General features: G+C 59.6%; 17 protein-coding genes. 6 read left to right on the top strand and 11 right to left on the bottom strand.

Annotation, left to right across the window (positions count from 1 at the left end; genetic code table 11):
* Positions 1-104 precede the first annotated feature (104 nt).
* The 4 genes from puuD (at position 105) to AB4Z23_RS08955 (ending at position 4817) form a co-directional block, all read left to right on the top strand.
* The gene (gene puuD / locus AB4Z23_RS08970) at positions 105-1367 is read left to right on the top strand and encodes a urate hydroxylase PuuD (RefSeq protein WP_025594222.1); all 1263 of its coding nucleotides are present in this window, start codon (positions 105-107) and stop codon (positions 1365-1367) included.
* Positions 1364-2674 (top strand): guanine deaminase, encoded by a 1311-nt coding sequence (gene guaD, locus AB4Z23_RS08965; protein WP_080797937.1) that lies wholly within the window; start codon positions 1364-1366, stop codon positions 2672-2674. Before puuD ends, guaD begins: the two co-directional genes overlap by 4 nt.
* Before the next feature lie 209 nt (positions 2675-2883).
* Positions 2884-3606 (top strand): sulfite exporter TauE/SafE family protein, encoded by a 723-nt coding sequence (locus tag AB4Z23_RS08960; RefSeq protein ID WP_421477418.1) that lies wholly within the window; start codon positions 2884-2886, stop codon positions 3604-3606.
* 77 nt (positions 3607-3683) lie between these two features.
* A complete protein-coding gene (locus AB4Z23_RS08955) occupies positions 3684-4817 on the top strand; it encodes an alpha-hydroxy acid oxidase (RefSeq protein WP_441360063.1) in 1134 nt (377 codons plus the stop codon).
* A gap of 203 nt (positions 4818-5020) precedes the next feature.
* Here AB4Z23_RS08955 and AB4Z23_RS08950 read toward each other — a convergent pair whose 3' ends face one another.
* Both AB4Z23_RS08950 and AB4Z23_RS08945 read right to left on the bottom strand, forming a co-directional pair.
* Positions 5021-5365 (bottom strand): DMT family transporter, encoded by a 345-nt coding sequence (locus tag AB4Z23_RS08950; RefSeq protein ID WP_019565161.1) that lies wholly within the window; start codon positions 5363-5365, stop codon positions 5021-5023.
* A complete protein-coding gene (locus tag AB4Z23_RS08945) occupies positions 5362-5946 on the bottom strand; it encodes a TetR/AcrR family transcriptional regulator (RefSeq protein ID WP_019565160.1) in 585 nt (194 codons plus the stop codon). The genes AB4Z23_RS08950 and AB4Z23_RS08945 overlap by 4 nt, the downstream gene beginning before the upstream one ends.
* Positions 5947-6136: 190 nt before the next feature.
* Here AB4Z23_RS08945 and AB4Z23_RS08940 point away from each other — a divergent pair, with 190 nt between their 5' ends.
* The gene (locus AB4Z23_RS08940; protein WP_019565159.1) at positions 6137-7414 is read left to right on the top strand and encodes a D-alanyl-D-alanine carboxypeptidase; all 1278 of its coding nucleotides are present in this window, start codon (positions 6137-6139) and stop codon (positions 7412-7414) included.
* 3 nt (positions 7415-7417) lie between these two features.
* Here the strand turns inward: AB4Z23_RS08940 and AB4Z23_RS08935 are convergent, their stop codons facing one another.
* The 9 genes from AB4Z23_RS08935 to AB4Z23_RS08895 form a co-directional block, all read right to left on the bottom strand.
* Positions 7418-8161: a metallophosphoesterase family protein gene (locus AB4Z23_RS08935; RefSeq protein ID WP_065662187.1), complete on the bottom strand. Its 744-nt coding sequence runs from the start codon at positions 8159-8161 to the stop codon at positions 7418-7420.
* A 5-nt stretch (positions 8162-8166) separates the two neighbouring features.
* Positions 8167-8523, bottom strand: a complete 357-nt coding sequence (uraH, locus tag AB4Z23_RS08930) for a hydroxyisourate hydrolase (RefSeq protein ID WP_003513673.1) — start codon at positions 8521-8523, stop codon at positions 8167-8169.
* Positions 8520-9020, bottom strand: coding sequence for an ureidoglycolate lyase (locus AB4Z23_RS08925; RefSeq protein WP_019565157.1), 501 nt, complete (start codon positions 9018-9020; stop codon positions 8520-8522). Before AB4Z23_RS08925 ends, uraH begins: the two co-directional genes overlap by 4 nt.
* Positions 9021-9023: 3 nt before the next feature.
* Positions 9024-9386, bottom strand: a complete 363-nt coding sequence (locus AB4Z23_RS08920; RefSeq protein WP_003513677.1) for a HepT-like ribonuclease domain-containing protein — start codon at positions 9384-9386, stop codon at positions 9024-9026.
* Positions 9383-9673 (bottom strand): nucleotidyltransferase family protein, encoded by a 291-nt coding sequence (locus AB4Z23_RS08915; protein WP_003513679.1) that lies wholly within the window; start codon positions 9671-9673, stop codon positions 9383-9385. The genes AB4Z23_RS08920 and AB4Z23_RS08915 overlap by 4 nt, the downstream gene beginning before the upstream one ends.
* A 53-nt stretch (positions 9674-9726) precedes the next feature.
* Positions 9727-10224 (bottom strand): 2-oxo-4-hydroxy-4-carboxy-5-ureidoimidazoline decarboxylase, encoded by a 498-nt coding sequence (gene uraD / locus AB4Z23_RS08910; RefSeq protein WP_421477335.1) that lies wholly within the window; start codon positions 10222-10224, stop codon positions 9727-9729.
* Positions 10224-11147, bottom strand: coding sequence for an allantoinase PuuE (gene puuE, locus AB4Z23_RS08905; protein ID WP_003513682.1), 924 nt, complete (start codon positions 11145-11147; stop codon positions 10224-10226). Before puuE ends, uraD begins: the two co-directional genes overlap by 1 nt.
* Positions 11148-11356: 209 nt before the next feature.
* Entirely contained in the window at positions 11357-12064 is a 708-nt protein-coding gene (locus tag AB4Z23_RS08900; RefSeq protein WP_003513684.1) for a DUF1045 domain-containing protein, read from the bottom strand.
* Between the two features lie 93 nt (positions 12065-12157).
* A complete protein-coding gene (locus AB4Z23_RS08895; RefSeq protein WP_421477337.1) occupies positions 12158-13384 on the bottom strand; it encodes an NAD(P)/FAD-dependent oxidoreductase in 1227 nt (408 codons plus the stop codon).
* Between AB4Z23_RS08895 and mnmD the strand changes: the two genes are divergently transcribed.
* Complete coding sequence (gene mnmD, locus AB4Z23_RS08890; protein WP_013636666.1) at positions 13383-14126, top strand: tRNA (5-methylaminomethyl-2-thiouridine)(34)-methyltransferase MnmD; 744 nt, start codon at positions 13383-13385, stop codon at positions 14124-14126. The genes AB4Z23_RS08895 and mnmD overlap by 2 nt on opposite strands.
* Positions 14127-14156: the final 30 nt, after the last annotated feature.

The raw sequence follows: 14156 nt of genomic DNA, 5'->3' as shown, positions 1-14156 counted from the left end.
CGAGCGTACGGGATTGTGAACAATCATCGTGCGGTGTTTGCTTTTCCCTTTCCTAACGGTCAAATTTCTCGCAAGGTGCGCTGCACAAGGATCAGGGGAACCGAATGTACGAATATGCCATTGCGTGGGAATGGATGGCCTTTGCCGTCCGCTGGCTCCACGTCATCACCGCCATCGCCTGGATCGGCTCGTCCTTCTATTTCATCGCGCTCGATCTTGGGCTGGTCAAACGGCCGCATCTGCCGCCGGGGGCATATGGCGAGGAGTGGCAGGTGCATGGCGGCGGCTTTTACCACATCCAGAAATATCTGGTCGCCCCGGCCCAGATGCCCGAACACCTGACATGGTTCAAATGGGAAAGCTACGTCACCTGGCTGTCCGGCTTCGCCATGCTGTGCATCGTTTATTACGGCGGCGCCGACCTTTTCCTCATCGACCATTCGGTGCTGGCGCTCACCCAGTTCCAGGCCATCTGTCTGTCGCTGGCATCGCTTGCTGTCGGCTGGCTGTTTTACGATTTCCTCTGCAAATCGCCGCTTGGCAACAACACCTGGGGCCTGATGGTGGTGCTTTACGTCGCGCTGGTGGCGATGGCGTGGGGCTATACGCAGGTCTTCACCGGCCGCGCCGCCTTCCTGCATCTCGGCGCTTTTACCGCCACCATCATGTCGGCGAATGTGTTCTTCATCATCATTCCCAATCAGAAGATCGTCGTTGCCGACCTGATCGCCGGGCGCACGCCGGACCCGAAATATGGCCGCATCGCCAAACAGCGCTCATTGCACAACAACTACCTGACGCTGCCCGTCATCTTCTTCATGCTGTCGAACCACTATCCGCTGGCCTTTGCGACCGAGTTCAACTGGATCATCGCAGCACTCGTCTTCCTGATGGGCGTCACCATCCGCCACTGGTTCAACACCACCCATGCCCGCAAGGGCAAGCCGACATGGACCTGGCTGCTGACCGCGCTCATCTTCATCGTCATCATGTGGCTTTCCACCGTGCCGAAGGTGCTGACCGGCGAAGAAGAACAGAAGGCGGCAACGCTTTCGCCGATGCAGCAGCAATTCGTCAGCGACGCCCATTTCGCGAGCGCCCGTGATGTCGTTCAGGGCCGCTGTTCCATGTGCCACGCCGCCGAGCCGGTGTGGGAAGGCGTGCCCTTCACGCCGAAATCGGTGAAGCTCGAAACCGACGCGCAAATCGCCGCACACGCCCGCGAAATCTATTTGCAAGCCGGCCGCAGCCATGCCATGCCTCCCGGCAACATCACCGCCATCACCCCGCAGGAGCGCAAAGTGCTGACCGCATGGTATGAAAGCGCCGTTTCCGCGGGCAAAGACGCCAAGGAAAAAACCGAATGAGCATGGTTCTGCTGCGTGGCCGCCTGTTAAGCTTCCGCCGCGCGCCGCTCGCAATCGACGATACGCAAAGCTATCTCTACATCGAGGATGGCGGCCTGCTTATCGAAAACGGCAAGATCGCCGCCGTTGGCGACTATGCCGATATTCGCAAGCAGGCACCTGATGACATTGAGGAGAAGGACCACCGCCCTCATCTCATCGTGCCGGGCTTGATCGACATGCACCTGCATTTCCCGCAGATGCAGGTCATCGGCTCCTATGCCGCCAACCTTCTGGAATGGCTGAATACCTATACTTTCCCGGAAGAATGCCGTTTCGTCGAAAGCGCGCATGCCCAGCGCATCGCCACACATTTTTACGATGAGCTTCTGCGCCACGGCACCACCACGGCTGTCGCCTATTGCTCCGTGCACAAGACCTCAGCCGATGCGTTTTTCACTGAGGCCCTGAAGCGCGGCATGCTGATGGTGGGCGGCAAGGTGATGATGGACCGCAACGCCCCGCAGGGCCTGCTGGACACGCCGGAAACCTCCTATGACGAGACCCGGGCCGTCATCGCCGACTGGCACGGCAAGGGCCGCAACCACGTCGCCATCACGCCTCGCTTCGCCATCACCTCTACGCCGAAACAGATGGAAGCAGCCCAGGCGCTGGCGCAGGAATTTCCCGATCTCTTCATCCAGACGCATCTTTCCGAAAATCTGGACGAGATCAAATATACCTGCGAGCTCTACCCGGAAGCGACCGATTACACCGACATCTATGTGCGTTACGGCCTGATGGGCAACAAGACCCTGCTCGGCCACGCCATCCACCTCTCGGAACGTGAGGCGGACGTGCTGTCGGAAACCGGTGCAGTCGCCGTGCATTGCCCCACATCGAACCTCTTCATCGGCTCCGGCCTCTTCCCGATGAAAAAGCTGCAACGGCGCGAAAAGCCTGTTCGTATTGCGGTTGCTACCGATATCGGCGGCGGATCGAGCTATTCCATGCTGCGCACCATGGATGAGGGCTACAAGATCCAGCAATTGCTGGGCGAACGACTGAACCCGCTGGAAAGCTGGTATCTGATGACGCGCGGCAACGCCGAAGCGCTTTCCATGGTCGACCGCATCGGCACGCTGGACGCCGGCACGGATGCCGACATCACGGTTCTCAACGCCTCTTCCACGCCCGCCATGGCGCTGAAGATGGAAGTGGTGAAAAGCCTGACCGAAGAACTGTTCCTGATGCTGACCATGGGCGACGACCGCACCGTCGTCGAAACCTACGTGGCCGGCAAGGCGATGAAAAGCGCGCTTGCATAGTTCGGTTTAGGCCGAAACATCAGGTCGTGGCCTCATCTATATCAGTACATATTGAAACGAGCGGGCGTCGCCTGTTTTTCTCTCCCCGCCGGGAAAAGAAACAGGCCGCACTCGCTCGTTTCATATGATCGCCTGACAGCCCAAGTCAGCCGAAATGCGAATGACCTCTGGAGTGTGCCGTGCCGGATTTTGAGACAACCACAACGCTCATGATTGTCGCGACATTCATCGTCGCGGGCGTCGTCAAGGGCGCCACCGGCATGGGCCTGCCGACCGTTGCCATGGGCGTTCTCGGCCTTTTCATGCCGCCGGTCGTTGCCGCTGGCCTGCTCATTCTGCCCTCCTTCATCACCAATATCTGGCAATTGCTGGCCGGACCCGATTTCAAGGCGATCGTCTCGCGACTATGGCCGATGATGATCGCCATTGCCGTCGGCACGCTTCTCGGCATCCGGCTGATGACATCAGGCACCGGCGTCTGGACCACCTCGGCGCTCGGATTGTGCCTCGCGGCCTACGCAGCCTACAGCCTTCTTGCAAAGCCCTTCGCCGTTCCCGCAAGGCTGGAACCGAAACTCTCCCCGGCCGTCGGGCTGGCGACCGGCCTTCTGACCGGCGGCACCGGAATTTTCGTGGTCCCCGCCGTGCCCTATATCCAGTCGCTTGGCTTCAGCCGCGATGATCTCGTGCAGGCGCTTGGCCTGTCCTTCACCGTTTCCACCGTTGCGCTTGCCGCCGGCCTTGCCTCTCAGGACGCCTTCCGCGTCGAGCACATGTCGCTTTCCGCACTCGCCGTCCTGCCAGCGCTTTTCGGCATGTGGCTTGGTCAGAATATCCGCCGCATCGTCACTCCCGCGACATTCAGGCGCTGGTTCCTCATCTGCCTGCTATTGCTTGGGGCTGAGCTATTTTTGCGGGCATTCTGGGGTTGAAACCCCGTAGATTTTGATGTCGCACGCGCCACTATTGTGATATATGAAGCCATCATTCAAATGTGAAGGCTTTATCCATGGGCAAAATCCTCACCATAGCGGACCTGAAGAAACAGGCTCAACGCCGTGTGCCGAAGATGTTTTTAGACTATGCCGATAGCGGCGCCTGGACGGAAGGCACCTACCGCGCCAATGAGGAGGATTTTTCCAAGATAAAGCTACGCCAGCGTGTGCTGGTGGATATGACCGACCGGTCGCTCGCCACCGAAATGATCGGCCAGAAGGTTTCGATGCCGGTGGCGCTCTCCCCCACTGGACTAACCGGCATGCAGCATGCCGATGGCGAGATGCTGGCGGCAAAAGCGGCGGAAGAATTCGGCGTCCCTTTCACGCTTTCCACCATGAGCATCTGCTCCATCGAGGATGTCGCCTCCGTCACCTCCAAACCTTTCTGGTTCCAGCTTTACGTGATGAAGGACCGGGATTTCGTCAATAATCTGATCGACCGGGCGAAGGCAGCGGGATGCTCGGCGCTGGTGCTGACGCTCGACCTGCAAATTCTCGGCCAGCGCCACAAGGACCTGCGAAACGGCCTCTCCGCCCCGCCGAAATTCACCCCGAAACACATCTGGCAGATGGCGACACGGCCAAGATGGTGCCTCGACATGCTGCGCACGCAACGCCGCAGCTTCGGCAATATCGTCGGCCACGCCAAGAACGTCTCCGACCTCTCGTCGCTCTCCTCCTGGACGGCCGAGCAATTCGATCCGCGCTTGTCGTGGAAGGATGTCGAATGGATCAAGGAGCGTTGGGGCGGCAAGCTCATACTCAAGGGCATCCTTGACGAGGAAGATGCGCGCGCCTCGCTCGATACCGGCGCGGACGCCATCATCGTCTCCAACCATGGCGGTCGCCAGCTCGACGGCGCGCATTCCTCGATCGCCATGCTGCCGAGGATCGTCGATGCCGTTGGCGACAGGGTGGAGGTGCATATGGACGGCGGCATTCGCTCCGGCCAGGACGTGCTGAAGGCGGTAGCACTCGGCGCCAAGGGAACCTACATCGGCCGCCCGTTCCTCTACGGCCTCGGCGCGGATGGCAAGCAGGGCGTGACGACGGCGCTCGAGATCATCCGCAAGGAAATGGATATCAGCATGGCGCTTTGCGGGAAGCGGCTGATTACGGACGTCGACCGCAGCATTCTGGCGTGATGGTGACGACACGGCATACAACGTAAAGATCGAAGCCGATGCTTCGGTAAGAATATCGCCTTTACGTCGCCTCCCTCATTTCTGTGCTTGTCACAGGGATCCAGCGAGCCCAAGCCCTTGGGCTGAAATGACTATTCTCGTCGCGCAGACGCGCGCCCGCTGGATTCCTGTGACAAGCACAGGAATGAGGTGGAGAAGTCCGCTCAATGCCCAATCGTCTTCGAAAACACATTGACGATCACCACCCCGGTCACGATGAACCCAAGACCAACCACCGCAGCAATATCGAGCGTCTGGCGGAACACGAAATAGCCAATGCTGGAAATGAGTACGATGCCAAGCCCGCTCCAGATCGCATAGGCAACGCCGACCGGCAGCGCCCGGAGCGTGAACGACAGGAGATAAAAGGCCGCACCGTAAAACAGAGCCATCAGCACCGTCGGCAACAGCTTGGTGAATTGCTGCGATTGCTGCAGAAAGGAAGTTGCGATGACCTCGCAGACGATAGCCGCGACAAGCGCCCCATAAGTCAAAACAGCCGCGTTCATCGTTCCACTTCCTTTTTCGTCTGGGCGATCATCCGGGCCCTCAGAGCCGCCCTGTCGCCACCCGCTTTACCGTCGTCGGCCAGTAGATCGGCAAACCAGATGCCGTCAGCCGCAAGCCGCACCATCTCCAGGACCACCCCGTCATCCGTTTCTTTATGACGGGCAAGGCGCCCCTCAATCCAGCTGTTCCACATGCGCCGAAGCGACGGTTCACCGACCATGGAAACCGAGATCGCTGCCCATTGCCTGCCCGAATCCCTGCCCCGATCCGAGAAAACCGCGTTCACATATGCCCTTGTGAAGCTCCCAAAAGCTTCACAATCCTGTGAGATGAGGTCGTCGATCTCAGTGTCCAGAGCCGCCAGAAGGTCAGTCATCACCGCTTCCAGCAGCACCTGCTTGGAGGGAAAATGATGAAACAACCCACCCTTCGTCACCCCGGCGGCATCGGCCACTGCCTGCACGGAAAGCGCCGCAACCCCCTGCTCGGCAGCGAGTTTCGCCGCGCAATCGAGAAGATTGCGGCGCACGATCTCAGGCTGCTTTTTGCGTTCATGTGCATTTGTCATGGTCGCAAACATACCGGATGGTTGGTTTCTTTGCAAGGAAATTGTGAGGGCGACGGCCGACTTGAATTTCATACTTAATTAAGCATGAAAGCGATCTCTAAAGTTTTAGCGGTTTTGTTGCCGGAAAGTGTCAGTAAAACTTCGCCCATCGCGGCGATCGAACATAAAGGGGTGGACCATGTCGGGAACGATCAAACGGGGAATGGCGGGCGCATGGGTATTCGCACTCGCCTTCTTTTGCGCGATCCTCTCATTGCAGGCATCGCCTGCGCAGGCCGGTTATGCCCATTTCATCATGGATGCCAATACCGGCAAGGTCCTCGCCGCGCAGAACGCCGATGTGCTGAACCACCCGGCATCGCTGACCAAGATGATGACGCTCTACATGACCTTCGAGGCGTTGCACGCCGGCCGAATTCGCTGGGACCAGAAGATAAGGATGTCCAGGAACGGCGCAGCCGTCATCCCCTCGAAGCTTTATGTGCGTGAGGGCCAGACGTTTACGGTGCGCGAAGCCGTCTACGGTATGATCGTCAAATCCGCCAATGACATGGCGGAAGGCATGGGTGACCATCTCGGTGGGTCCGAGGCACAATTTGCGCAGATGATGACCCGTAAGGCCCGCCAGCTTGGCATGACCAAGACGGTTTTCCGCAACGCCTCCGGCCTGCCCAGCAAATCGCAGGTGACGACGGCGCGCGACATGGCAAAACTCGGCCTTGCGCTGCAGCGCGACTTTCCGAAAGAATACGGCCTCTTTGCCATGGAATCCTTCAGCTTCCGGGGCAAGCGCATCCGTGGCCACAATAATCTGATGTATCGCTATCAGGGCATGGACGGCATCAAGACCGGTTACACCAATGCGTCGGGCTTCAACCTCGTCAGCGCCATCAATCACAATGGCCGCCGTGTCGTTGGCGTCGTGCTGGGCGGCAAGACCGCGCGCAGCCGCGATGCGCAGATGGCTGCTCTGCTGGACAAGGCGATGCCGCAGGCCTCGAGAAACCGTAATACCGAACAGCTGGTGGCAAGCGCCAATGTCAGCCGCACCTTCGACGTGCCGCCCGCAGCCGTCCCTCCGGCAACCGTACCATTGCCGATGTTTGCCGAGCGTCGCGCCGATCCGATCGCCATGCAGATCGCCACGGCGAACAGCCAGATGGCGGATATGATCCAGGTCTCTGCCATTCCGAAACCCGCACCCGCTGCACAAATGACCGGCCAACGCAGCCGCTGGGAAGTGCAGATCGCCGCCACCGACAGCGAAGCTGCCGCCCGCTCGCTGCTCGCCAATGCCCGCTCCAACATCGCCGGCAGCTACTCCGGCATCGCGCCCTATACCGAAGCGGTGCAAAGCGGATCGGCAACGCTCTACCGCGCCCGCTTTACCGGCTTTGAAGACCAGTCTTCGGCGGTTTCCGCCTGTAAGGAGTTGAAGGCGCAGTCTTATGCCTGCGTTGTCATGAACAGCGAAGGGTGAGTTCTACCGCTTGAGCCAACCGTTTTCCAACGCATCGGCCAGATACGGAATGCCGTTGACCTTCGCCATTTCGGCCATGGCAAGATTATCGTAGCGTATCTGCCGGAAATAGACCTGCCAGCCGCGTGCGGTTTCTTCGAGCACGGCGTAGCTGGCAAGCGGATGACCAACCTCGACATGATGGTCAAACGGCGTGTCATCCTTCCAGCCGGGGCAGCCGACGCTGCCGGGATTGACGATCAGGCGGCCATCGGAGAGCTGCACGGTGCGGGCGATATGTGTGTGGCCGCACAACATCAGCGGCTGGGTGATGCCATCAGCCATGGCCTCGATTTCGGAAAGCGGTCGCAATTTCAGCACCCCTTCCGTCGAAAGCGTCTCCAGCCAGTACTCCAGATCACCGCGCGGCGAGCCGTGGCAGCAATAGGCGACGTCCTTGAACACCATGCTGAACGGCAGGGTGTGCAGCCAGTCCAGATGCGCGGCGGTCAGCTGCGCATGCGCCGGCCTCTCCCAGCTGCCCATCTCTTCCGGGGCGCGCTCGATCAATTCGCGATCATGATTGCCGAGAACGCTGGGTATCCAGTTGCCAACCAGCACATCGCCGGTAAAACCCGCTTCCAGCGGACCACTGAAGCAATCGCCGAGATTGACGATGTCCTTGATGCCCAGCCTCGCGATATCCTCAAGCACGGCCTCCAGTGCGGCGCAGTTTCCATGAATATCGGCAATGGCGGCAAAGATCATGGCGGTCAGCTTCCTCGATAGGTGGAGTAACTATAGGGCGAAAGCAGAAGCGGCACATGGTAATGGCCGCTCTCGTCGGCAATGCCGAAACGGATGGGGATGATGTCGAGAAAGGCGGGTTCCGCCAGGGTGACGCCCTTGCCACGCAGATAATCGCCCGCATGGAAAACCAGCTCGTATTCCCCGGCCTTGAAACTGTCGCCCACAAGTAGCGGCCCGCCATCAACGCGGCCATCGCTATTGGTCTTAACCGTCTTAATCTTCTCGCGACGATCACCCGAGAGCCGGTAAAGCTCGATCGTCAGCCCCTCGGCGGGCGTGCCATGCGCGGCATCGAGGACGTGAGTGGTCAAACCGGTCATAGGCTGGGCTCCGCGATCATGTAGGGCGCATCGAAAAAATGCTCTTCCAGATTGTTGCCCGGCCCCTCGCGATCGGCAACCAGAAAATCCGAAATCGCCTGCAACGGCATCAACGGGTAATGCCAGACGTTGCGGCGGTAGTTCACGCCCTGATCGCCGCCCGCCAGAAAAGCCTGCGGCCGACCAGGCTTACCGCCCTCGTCCTCGGCAACGACGACAAGGAAAGGCCTGCCGGACAGCGGCGAGAAACTCTGGCTGCCGAGCGGATGCCGCTCCATCATCTCGATAGTATGGGGAAAGGTACGCGGCTGTCCGCGGAAAATATTGAGGATGATGCGCGCACCCTCGCCCGCTGCCTCGGGTGCCGCAAGCGCATGATGCCGCTCGGTCTGGCCGCCATTGATGTGGCGCATGGAAGAGGGTGTAATTTCGATCACATCACCGAAGGATGCGAACGCCTCTTTGGTGAGAGGCTTGATCTCGAGAAAATCAGTCAAATGTCATTCACCTTGGGCATGCCAGTTTCGGAGGAGTGAGAGACGCGCCTGCAAATCCGGAATGCTCTGCGTTATCGTTTTCCAGACTACCGAGAGTTCTGCCCGGAAATAATCATGCACGATCAAATTGCGCATACCCTTCATCTTTATCCAGGGGATTTCCGGGTGCTGCTGTAAAAACGCGGGGTAATGTTTGTCCAGTTTTGCGACCGCCTCGCCAATCAGGGCAAGGCACATCATCACCGCCATCTGGGTTCGCGTATCGGAAGAAAAAGTGGCCTCATCCATATCCTGAATGAAATCCCGTATTCGGGAGGCGGCAACGTCCATCTCCTTCAGGTAGAGCAGAAGCCGATCCGTACTCATACTGCTTTGGCTTCCATCAGAACACGCGCCCGGATATCCGAGTGCAGGCCGCCTGAGGTGACGACGTCAACCTCGACACCGAGGATAGTCTTCAGTTCCTCCAGCAATCCGCCAAGATCGAACAGAGTGGTCCCCGGCAACGCATCCACCAGAATATCCAGATCGCTGTCCGGCCTGTCTTCGCCACGGGCGACGGAACCGAACACGCGCGGGTTTGCCGCGTTGAAGCGCTTCGTCGCTTCGCGGATCGCTTCCCGGTTCTTTTCCAGCACCTCGGAGGGTCTCATGGCCTCAATCTCCAGATAGCACGAGTATAGCGGAACGACCGCCGCTCGCCAATTCAACCCTCGGGCAGCATCGAGGAAAGGCGCAGCCAGGCGATCTTTTCCACCTGCGCCGTCGCCGTCGCAAATTCTGTCGCCGCATCACTGCCGATACGCGTCTCGAAGGCGGAGAGAATATCGTGCCTGTTCAGCCCCTTGACTGCAATGATGAATGGAAAGCCGAATTTTTGTGTATAGGCGGAGTTCAGCTCGGTGAAGCGCGCATGCTCCTCGGGCGAAAGCCGGTCAAGCCCTGCGCCTGCCTGTTCATTTCGGCTATCGGCGGTCAACTCACCTGCTATTGCGAGCTTGCCGGCAAGATCAGGATGCGCGCGCAAAACACCCAGCCGTTCCGCTTCGGAGGCGGCACGAAACTGCGCGCATAATCCGCCATGAACCGCCTTCGCCGTTAACTCCAGACCTGCGCCTCCGACATCATAGGCCCGTTCGGCGATAAAAGGCGAATGTTCGAACACACCGCCGAAACGGCTGACAAATTCATCTCGCGTCAGCATCAGAGCGTTCCCGGCTTGTGGTTTTCATGCCAGTGACGAGCGATCTCGATACGCTGCGGGATCCACACCTTTTCATGGCCCAGCACATATTCAATGAAACGGCGAAGGGCTGCGGCGCGGCCGGGACGGCCGACGAGACGGCAATGCAGGCCGACGCTCATCATCTTCGGCGCGCCTTCAAGGCCTTCCTGATAAAGAACGTCGAAAGCGTCTTTCAGATAGGCGAAGAACTGGTCGCCGGAATTGAAACCCTGCGGCGTGGCGAAACGCATATCATTGGTGTCGAGCGTGTAGGGAATGATCAGGAACGGTTCATCCTGCAATCCCTTCACCCAATAGGGCAGATCGTCGGCATAGGAATCGGACGAATACAGAAAACCGCCCTCTTCCATGACGAGACGCAACGTATTGTCGGAAGGCTTGCCCTGATACATGCCAAAGGGGCGCTCGCCCGTCAGCTCCGTATGCAGGCGCACGGCTTCGGCAATATGCTTGCGCTCTTCCTCCTCGGAAAAATCCTTGTATTCCAGCCAGCGATAACCGTGGCTGGCGATTTCCCAACCCGCTTCCTTCATTGCCGCAACGGCTTGCGGGTTGCGCGCCATGGCAGCGGTCACACCATAAACAGTTGTGGTGACGCCGAGATCGGTGAACATGCGCCACAGCCGCCAGAAACCGGCGCGTGAGCCATATTCGTAGATCGATTCCATGTTCAGGTTGCGCTGGCCCGGCCACGGCTGCGCGCCGACGATTTCCGACAGCAGCGATTCCGACGCCTTGTCGTTGTCGAGAATGCAGCTTTCGCCGCCCTCTTCGTAATTGATGACGAATTGCACGGCGATGCGTGCGCCGCCCGGCCATTTCGGATCGGGACTATTGCGGCCGTAGCCCACCAGATTGCGGGAGTAATTCTCGGAAATCATTCAGCCACCCAAAACACCTCTCCCGACGCGGAACCCGCTTCTGGAAGACATGAGCAAAACAACCATCCGAAGGTGTCTGCCCGGAACGGGTAAACACGACACGCTTCAGACATGCGATGCACGGACGGTAGCATCCGCATTCGGAATGTCGAGAGCAATTTTGCCGACATTCCGATGCTTTTTTGTGTACGATTTCTGCGGGGCGTTTCTCAGGCGATCTTTCGGGCGGAAACACGACCCATGGGGTGCAGCGAGTGCACCCGGAAAGGCGCACCGGGTTCATCCTCGATGAAAAGCGCAAGGCTGGAAAATGACAGAGGCCGGGTGAGCAGCGGCTCGAAAACCTTGCGCACGGCACGCTCGATCCTCTGGCTGCTGGAAGGCTCGACACCGCCCGTCAGCGACATCTGAAAACGGAACTCGTCCATCACATGCGGACTGCCCCAGCGATGCAGATTGGTCAGCTGCGAAGCCGAAAGCCGGTCGGGATCCGCCCGCTCGATTTCCGCCTCGGAGAGCGGCGCGCGGTAGCGGTCGAATTCCTGCACCACACGGGCTGCGAAAAAATTCAGCACTTCGCAGGGGCGCTCGGGAACGAGGCTGAAGACATTGTCATGCCGCGCTACTATAAGTTGCGGCAGCGTGAAGGGGTCCTGCCTGCCGGAAAAATACATCAGGTCGCGCAACAACGCGGCCTCGGAATGACCTTCGGCAAGACGGAACGGGGCTTTTATGGTGCCGTGGAAACCATAACGGCGCGGCAGGGCGGTATGGTAGGAAATCTCCTGCATGCCGAGATCGATCGTGCCCGGCGGCTCCACCGCATGGCCTGAATAGGCATCGCGTCCCAGCCACGCGGCAGCCGCCTGCGTCAACGGGTCGTTGGGGGAAGGCGTGAAATGGATGGCGTATCGCATGCGCTATCACCTCGCCGCAAATGCGGCCAAACGGGGCTCTTTGCAGGCCAGCAAGTAAGCGATTTGCGTGACAGATTAACGACGTGGACCAAACTAATCAGAAGTTTCTAAAGTCCGGACGGCAATACTCACGTGTTCTTGAAGGCGAAAACCGGAAGGCACGTCCGGCGTGTGGCCACACACGGCCTGCAACGCAGCATCTGCAAGATAGTGGGCAAGGCCGAAGCTGACCTTGAAGCCGCCCGATAACGCCACGAGCCGCGGATATTCGGAAAGTGTACCCACCATCGGGTCCCGTCCAACCGCCTTCGGCCGCAACCCGGCCCAGCGTTCGAGCACCGGCGCACGGCCAAGCGACGGCACCACGGCGCATGCATCCGCGAGCAATTTTTCCAGCTTTTCGTCGGTGCTGAATGGATCGGAAAAACAATCTTCGCTGGTACTGCCGATGGCGACGGTGCCATCCTCATGCGGCACGATGTAGAGGCCGTTCAGAAACACGACCGGCATGGCCGGATCGGCCGCAGCATCCAGAAGGGCGGCCTGCCCCTTCACCGCCTGTCCAAGCACAATGCCGGGTTCCAGACCGATGGCATCGCGGATCAGCGTGAAGGAACCATGGCCGTTGGCGACGATGACATGATCGAAGGCGACCTCGTCGCCCGACGACAGCACCGCCCGCCCTTTATCCGGATCGAGCGAGACGACGCGGCACTGTTCCGCCACCCGCACATGCCGGGCGTTGCGGAGGAAAGCCGACAGAAGGGCGATCATCGCCCGGGGAGAAACCCGTGCAGCCAGCGTATCCAGCACGAAGCCCGCTTGTCCCGCCGCATCGTCCACCCATCCGGCAACGGAAGGGCTGTCACCGACATGCCAGTGGAACCGGCGCCCGTCTGAAACCCAGTTTTCCCCGGCATCCCGCTCGTGCCGTTCGGCAATGCTGCGCAAATGTGGTTTCGGCAGGGGAATGATCCGGCCGCAACGCCGGTAACCGGCGGAAAGCCCGGTCTCGGCTTCCAACTCGGCGATCTGTTTTTCCAGCGCAACGAGAGCGTCGAACTGGAATTGCTTCTTGTCCGACCAGCGGTCCGGCATATGCGGCATCAGTGCGCCCAACAGCCCGCCGCTTGCACCATCTCCAAGACGGCCCGCTTCCAGCAGCAGGGCGTTTATGCCCATCCTCTCTGCCTTGACGGCAGCCCACAGCCCCATAATGCCGCCACCGACGATGAGGAGCGGCACCGAGCCAGGCAATCTTGGCGCCCGCAATCTTGGTGATTGACCAGATTCGAAAGCGGGACTATCGGCATTAGTCATGACACATTCCAAGGAAAACACCGCAGATATCGGTTCGGCGGCCGACAATCCGCCCGCCGCGCTCGACTGGCGTGAGGGGGATATGCCCTATTCGCTGGCCTTTGACGATCATTTTTATTGCCAGACGGATGGCAGGCTGGAATGCGGCCATGTCTTTCTGTCCGGAAACGGCCTACCGCAGCGCTGGCTTGAGCGAGAGAGCATCTTCCGCATCGGCGAACTTGGCTTCGGCACCGGTCTCAATCTCTGCGAGACCTGGCGTCAATGGAAAGAGGTGCGCAACGGTCACTCCAAGCTGCATTTCATGTCCTTCGAACTCTACCCGATGAAGGCGGACGAGATCGACCGGGCGCTTTCCCGCTGGCCGGAAGTTGATACCGAACGCAAGGCACTGGTCGCCCGCTGGCCGGCGGACCCGAAAGGCGAGGTCGATATCGAACTGGACGACCAGACGCGCCTGACAGTGGTGTGCGGCGAAGCGCTCACCGGCATTTCCGGCAGAAGCGAAGGCTTCGACGCCTGGTTTCTGGACGGTTTCGCCCCTGCCCGCAATCCCGACATGTGGTCGCTGGAAATCATGCAGACGCTGTTCGGCAAAACGGTACCGGGGGGCACATTCGCCACCTATGCCGCCGCTGGCTTCGTCCGCCGCAACCTCATCGCCGCCGGTTTTGAACTGGAGCGCCGCAAAGGGTTTGCCGGAAAGCGTGAGATGCTGTGCGGCACCAAGCCATCCCGCTGAGGCGGCTCCCACAGCAGCAACCGGCCTTCA

This window comes from Agrobacterium sp. MCAB5, assembly GCF_052114365.1.
Taxonomy (GTDB): domain Bacteria; phylum Pseudomonadota; class Alphaproteobacteria; order Rhizobiales; family Rhizobiaceae; genus Agrobacterium; species Agrobacterium tumefaciens.
The sequence above is the reverse complement of the archived record's forward strand: the minus strand, read 5'-3'. Positions and strand labels throughout refer to the sequence as shown.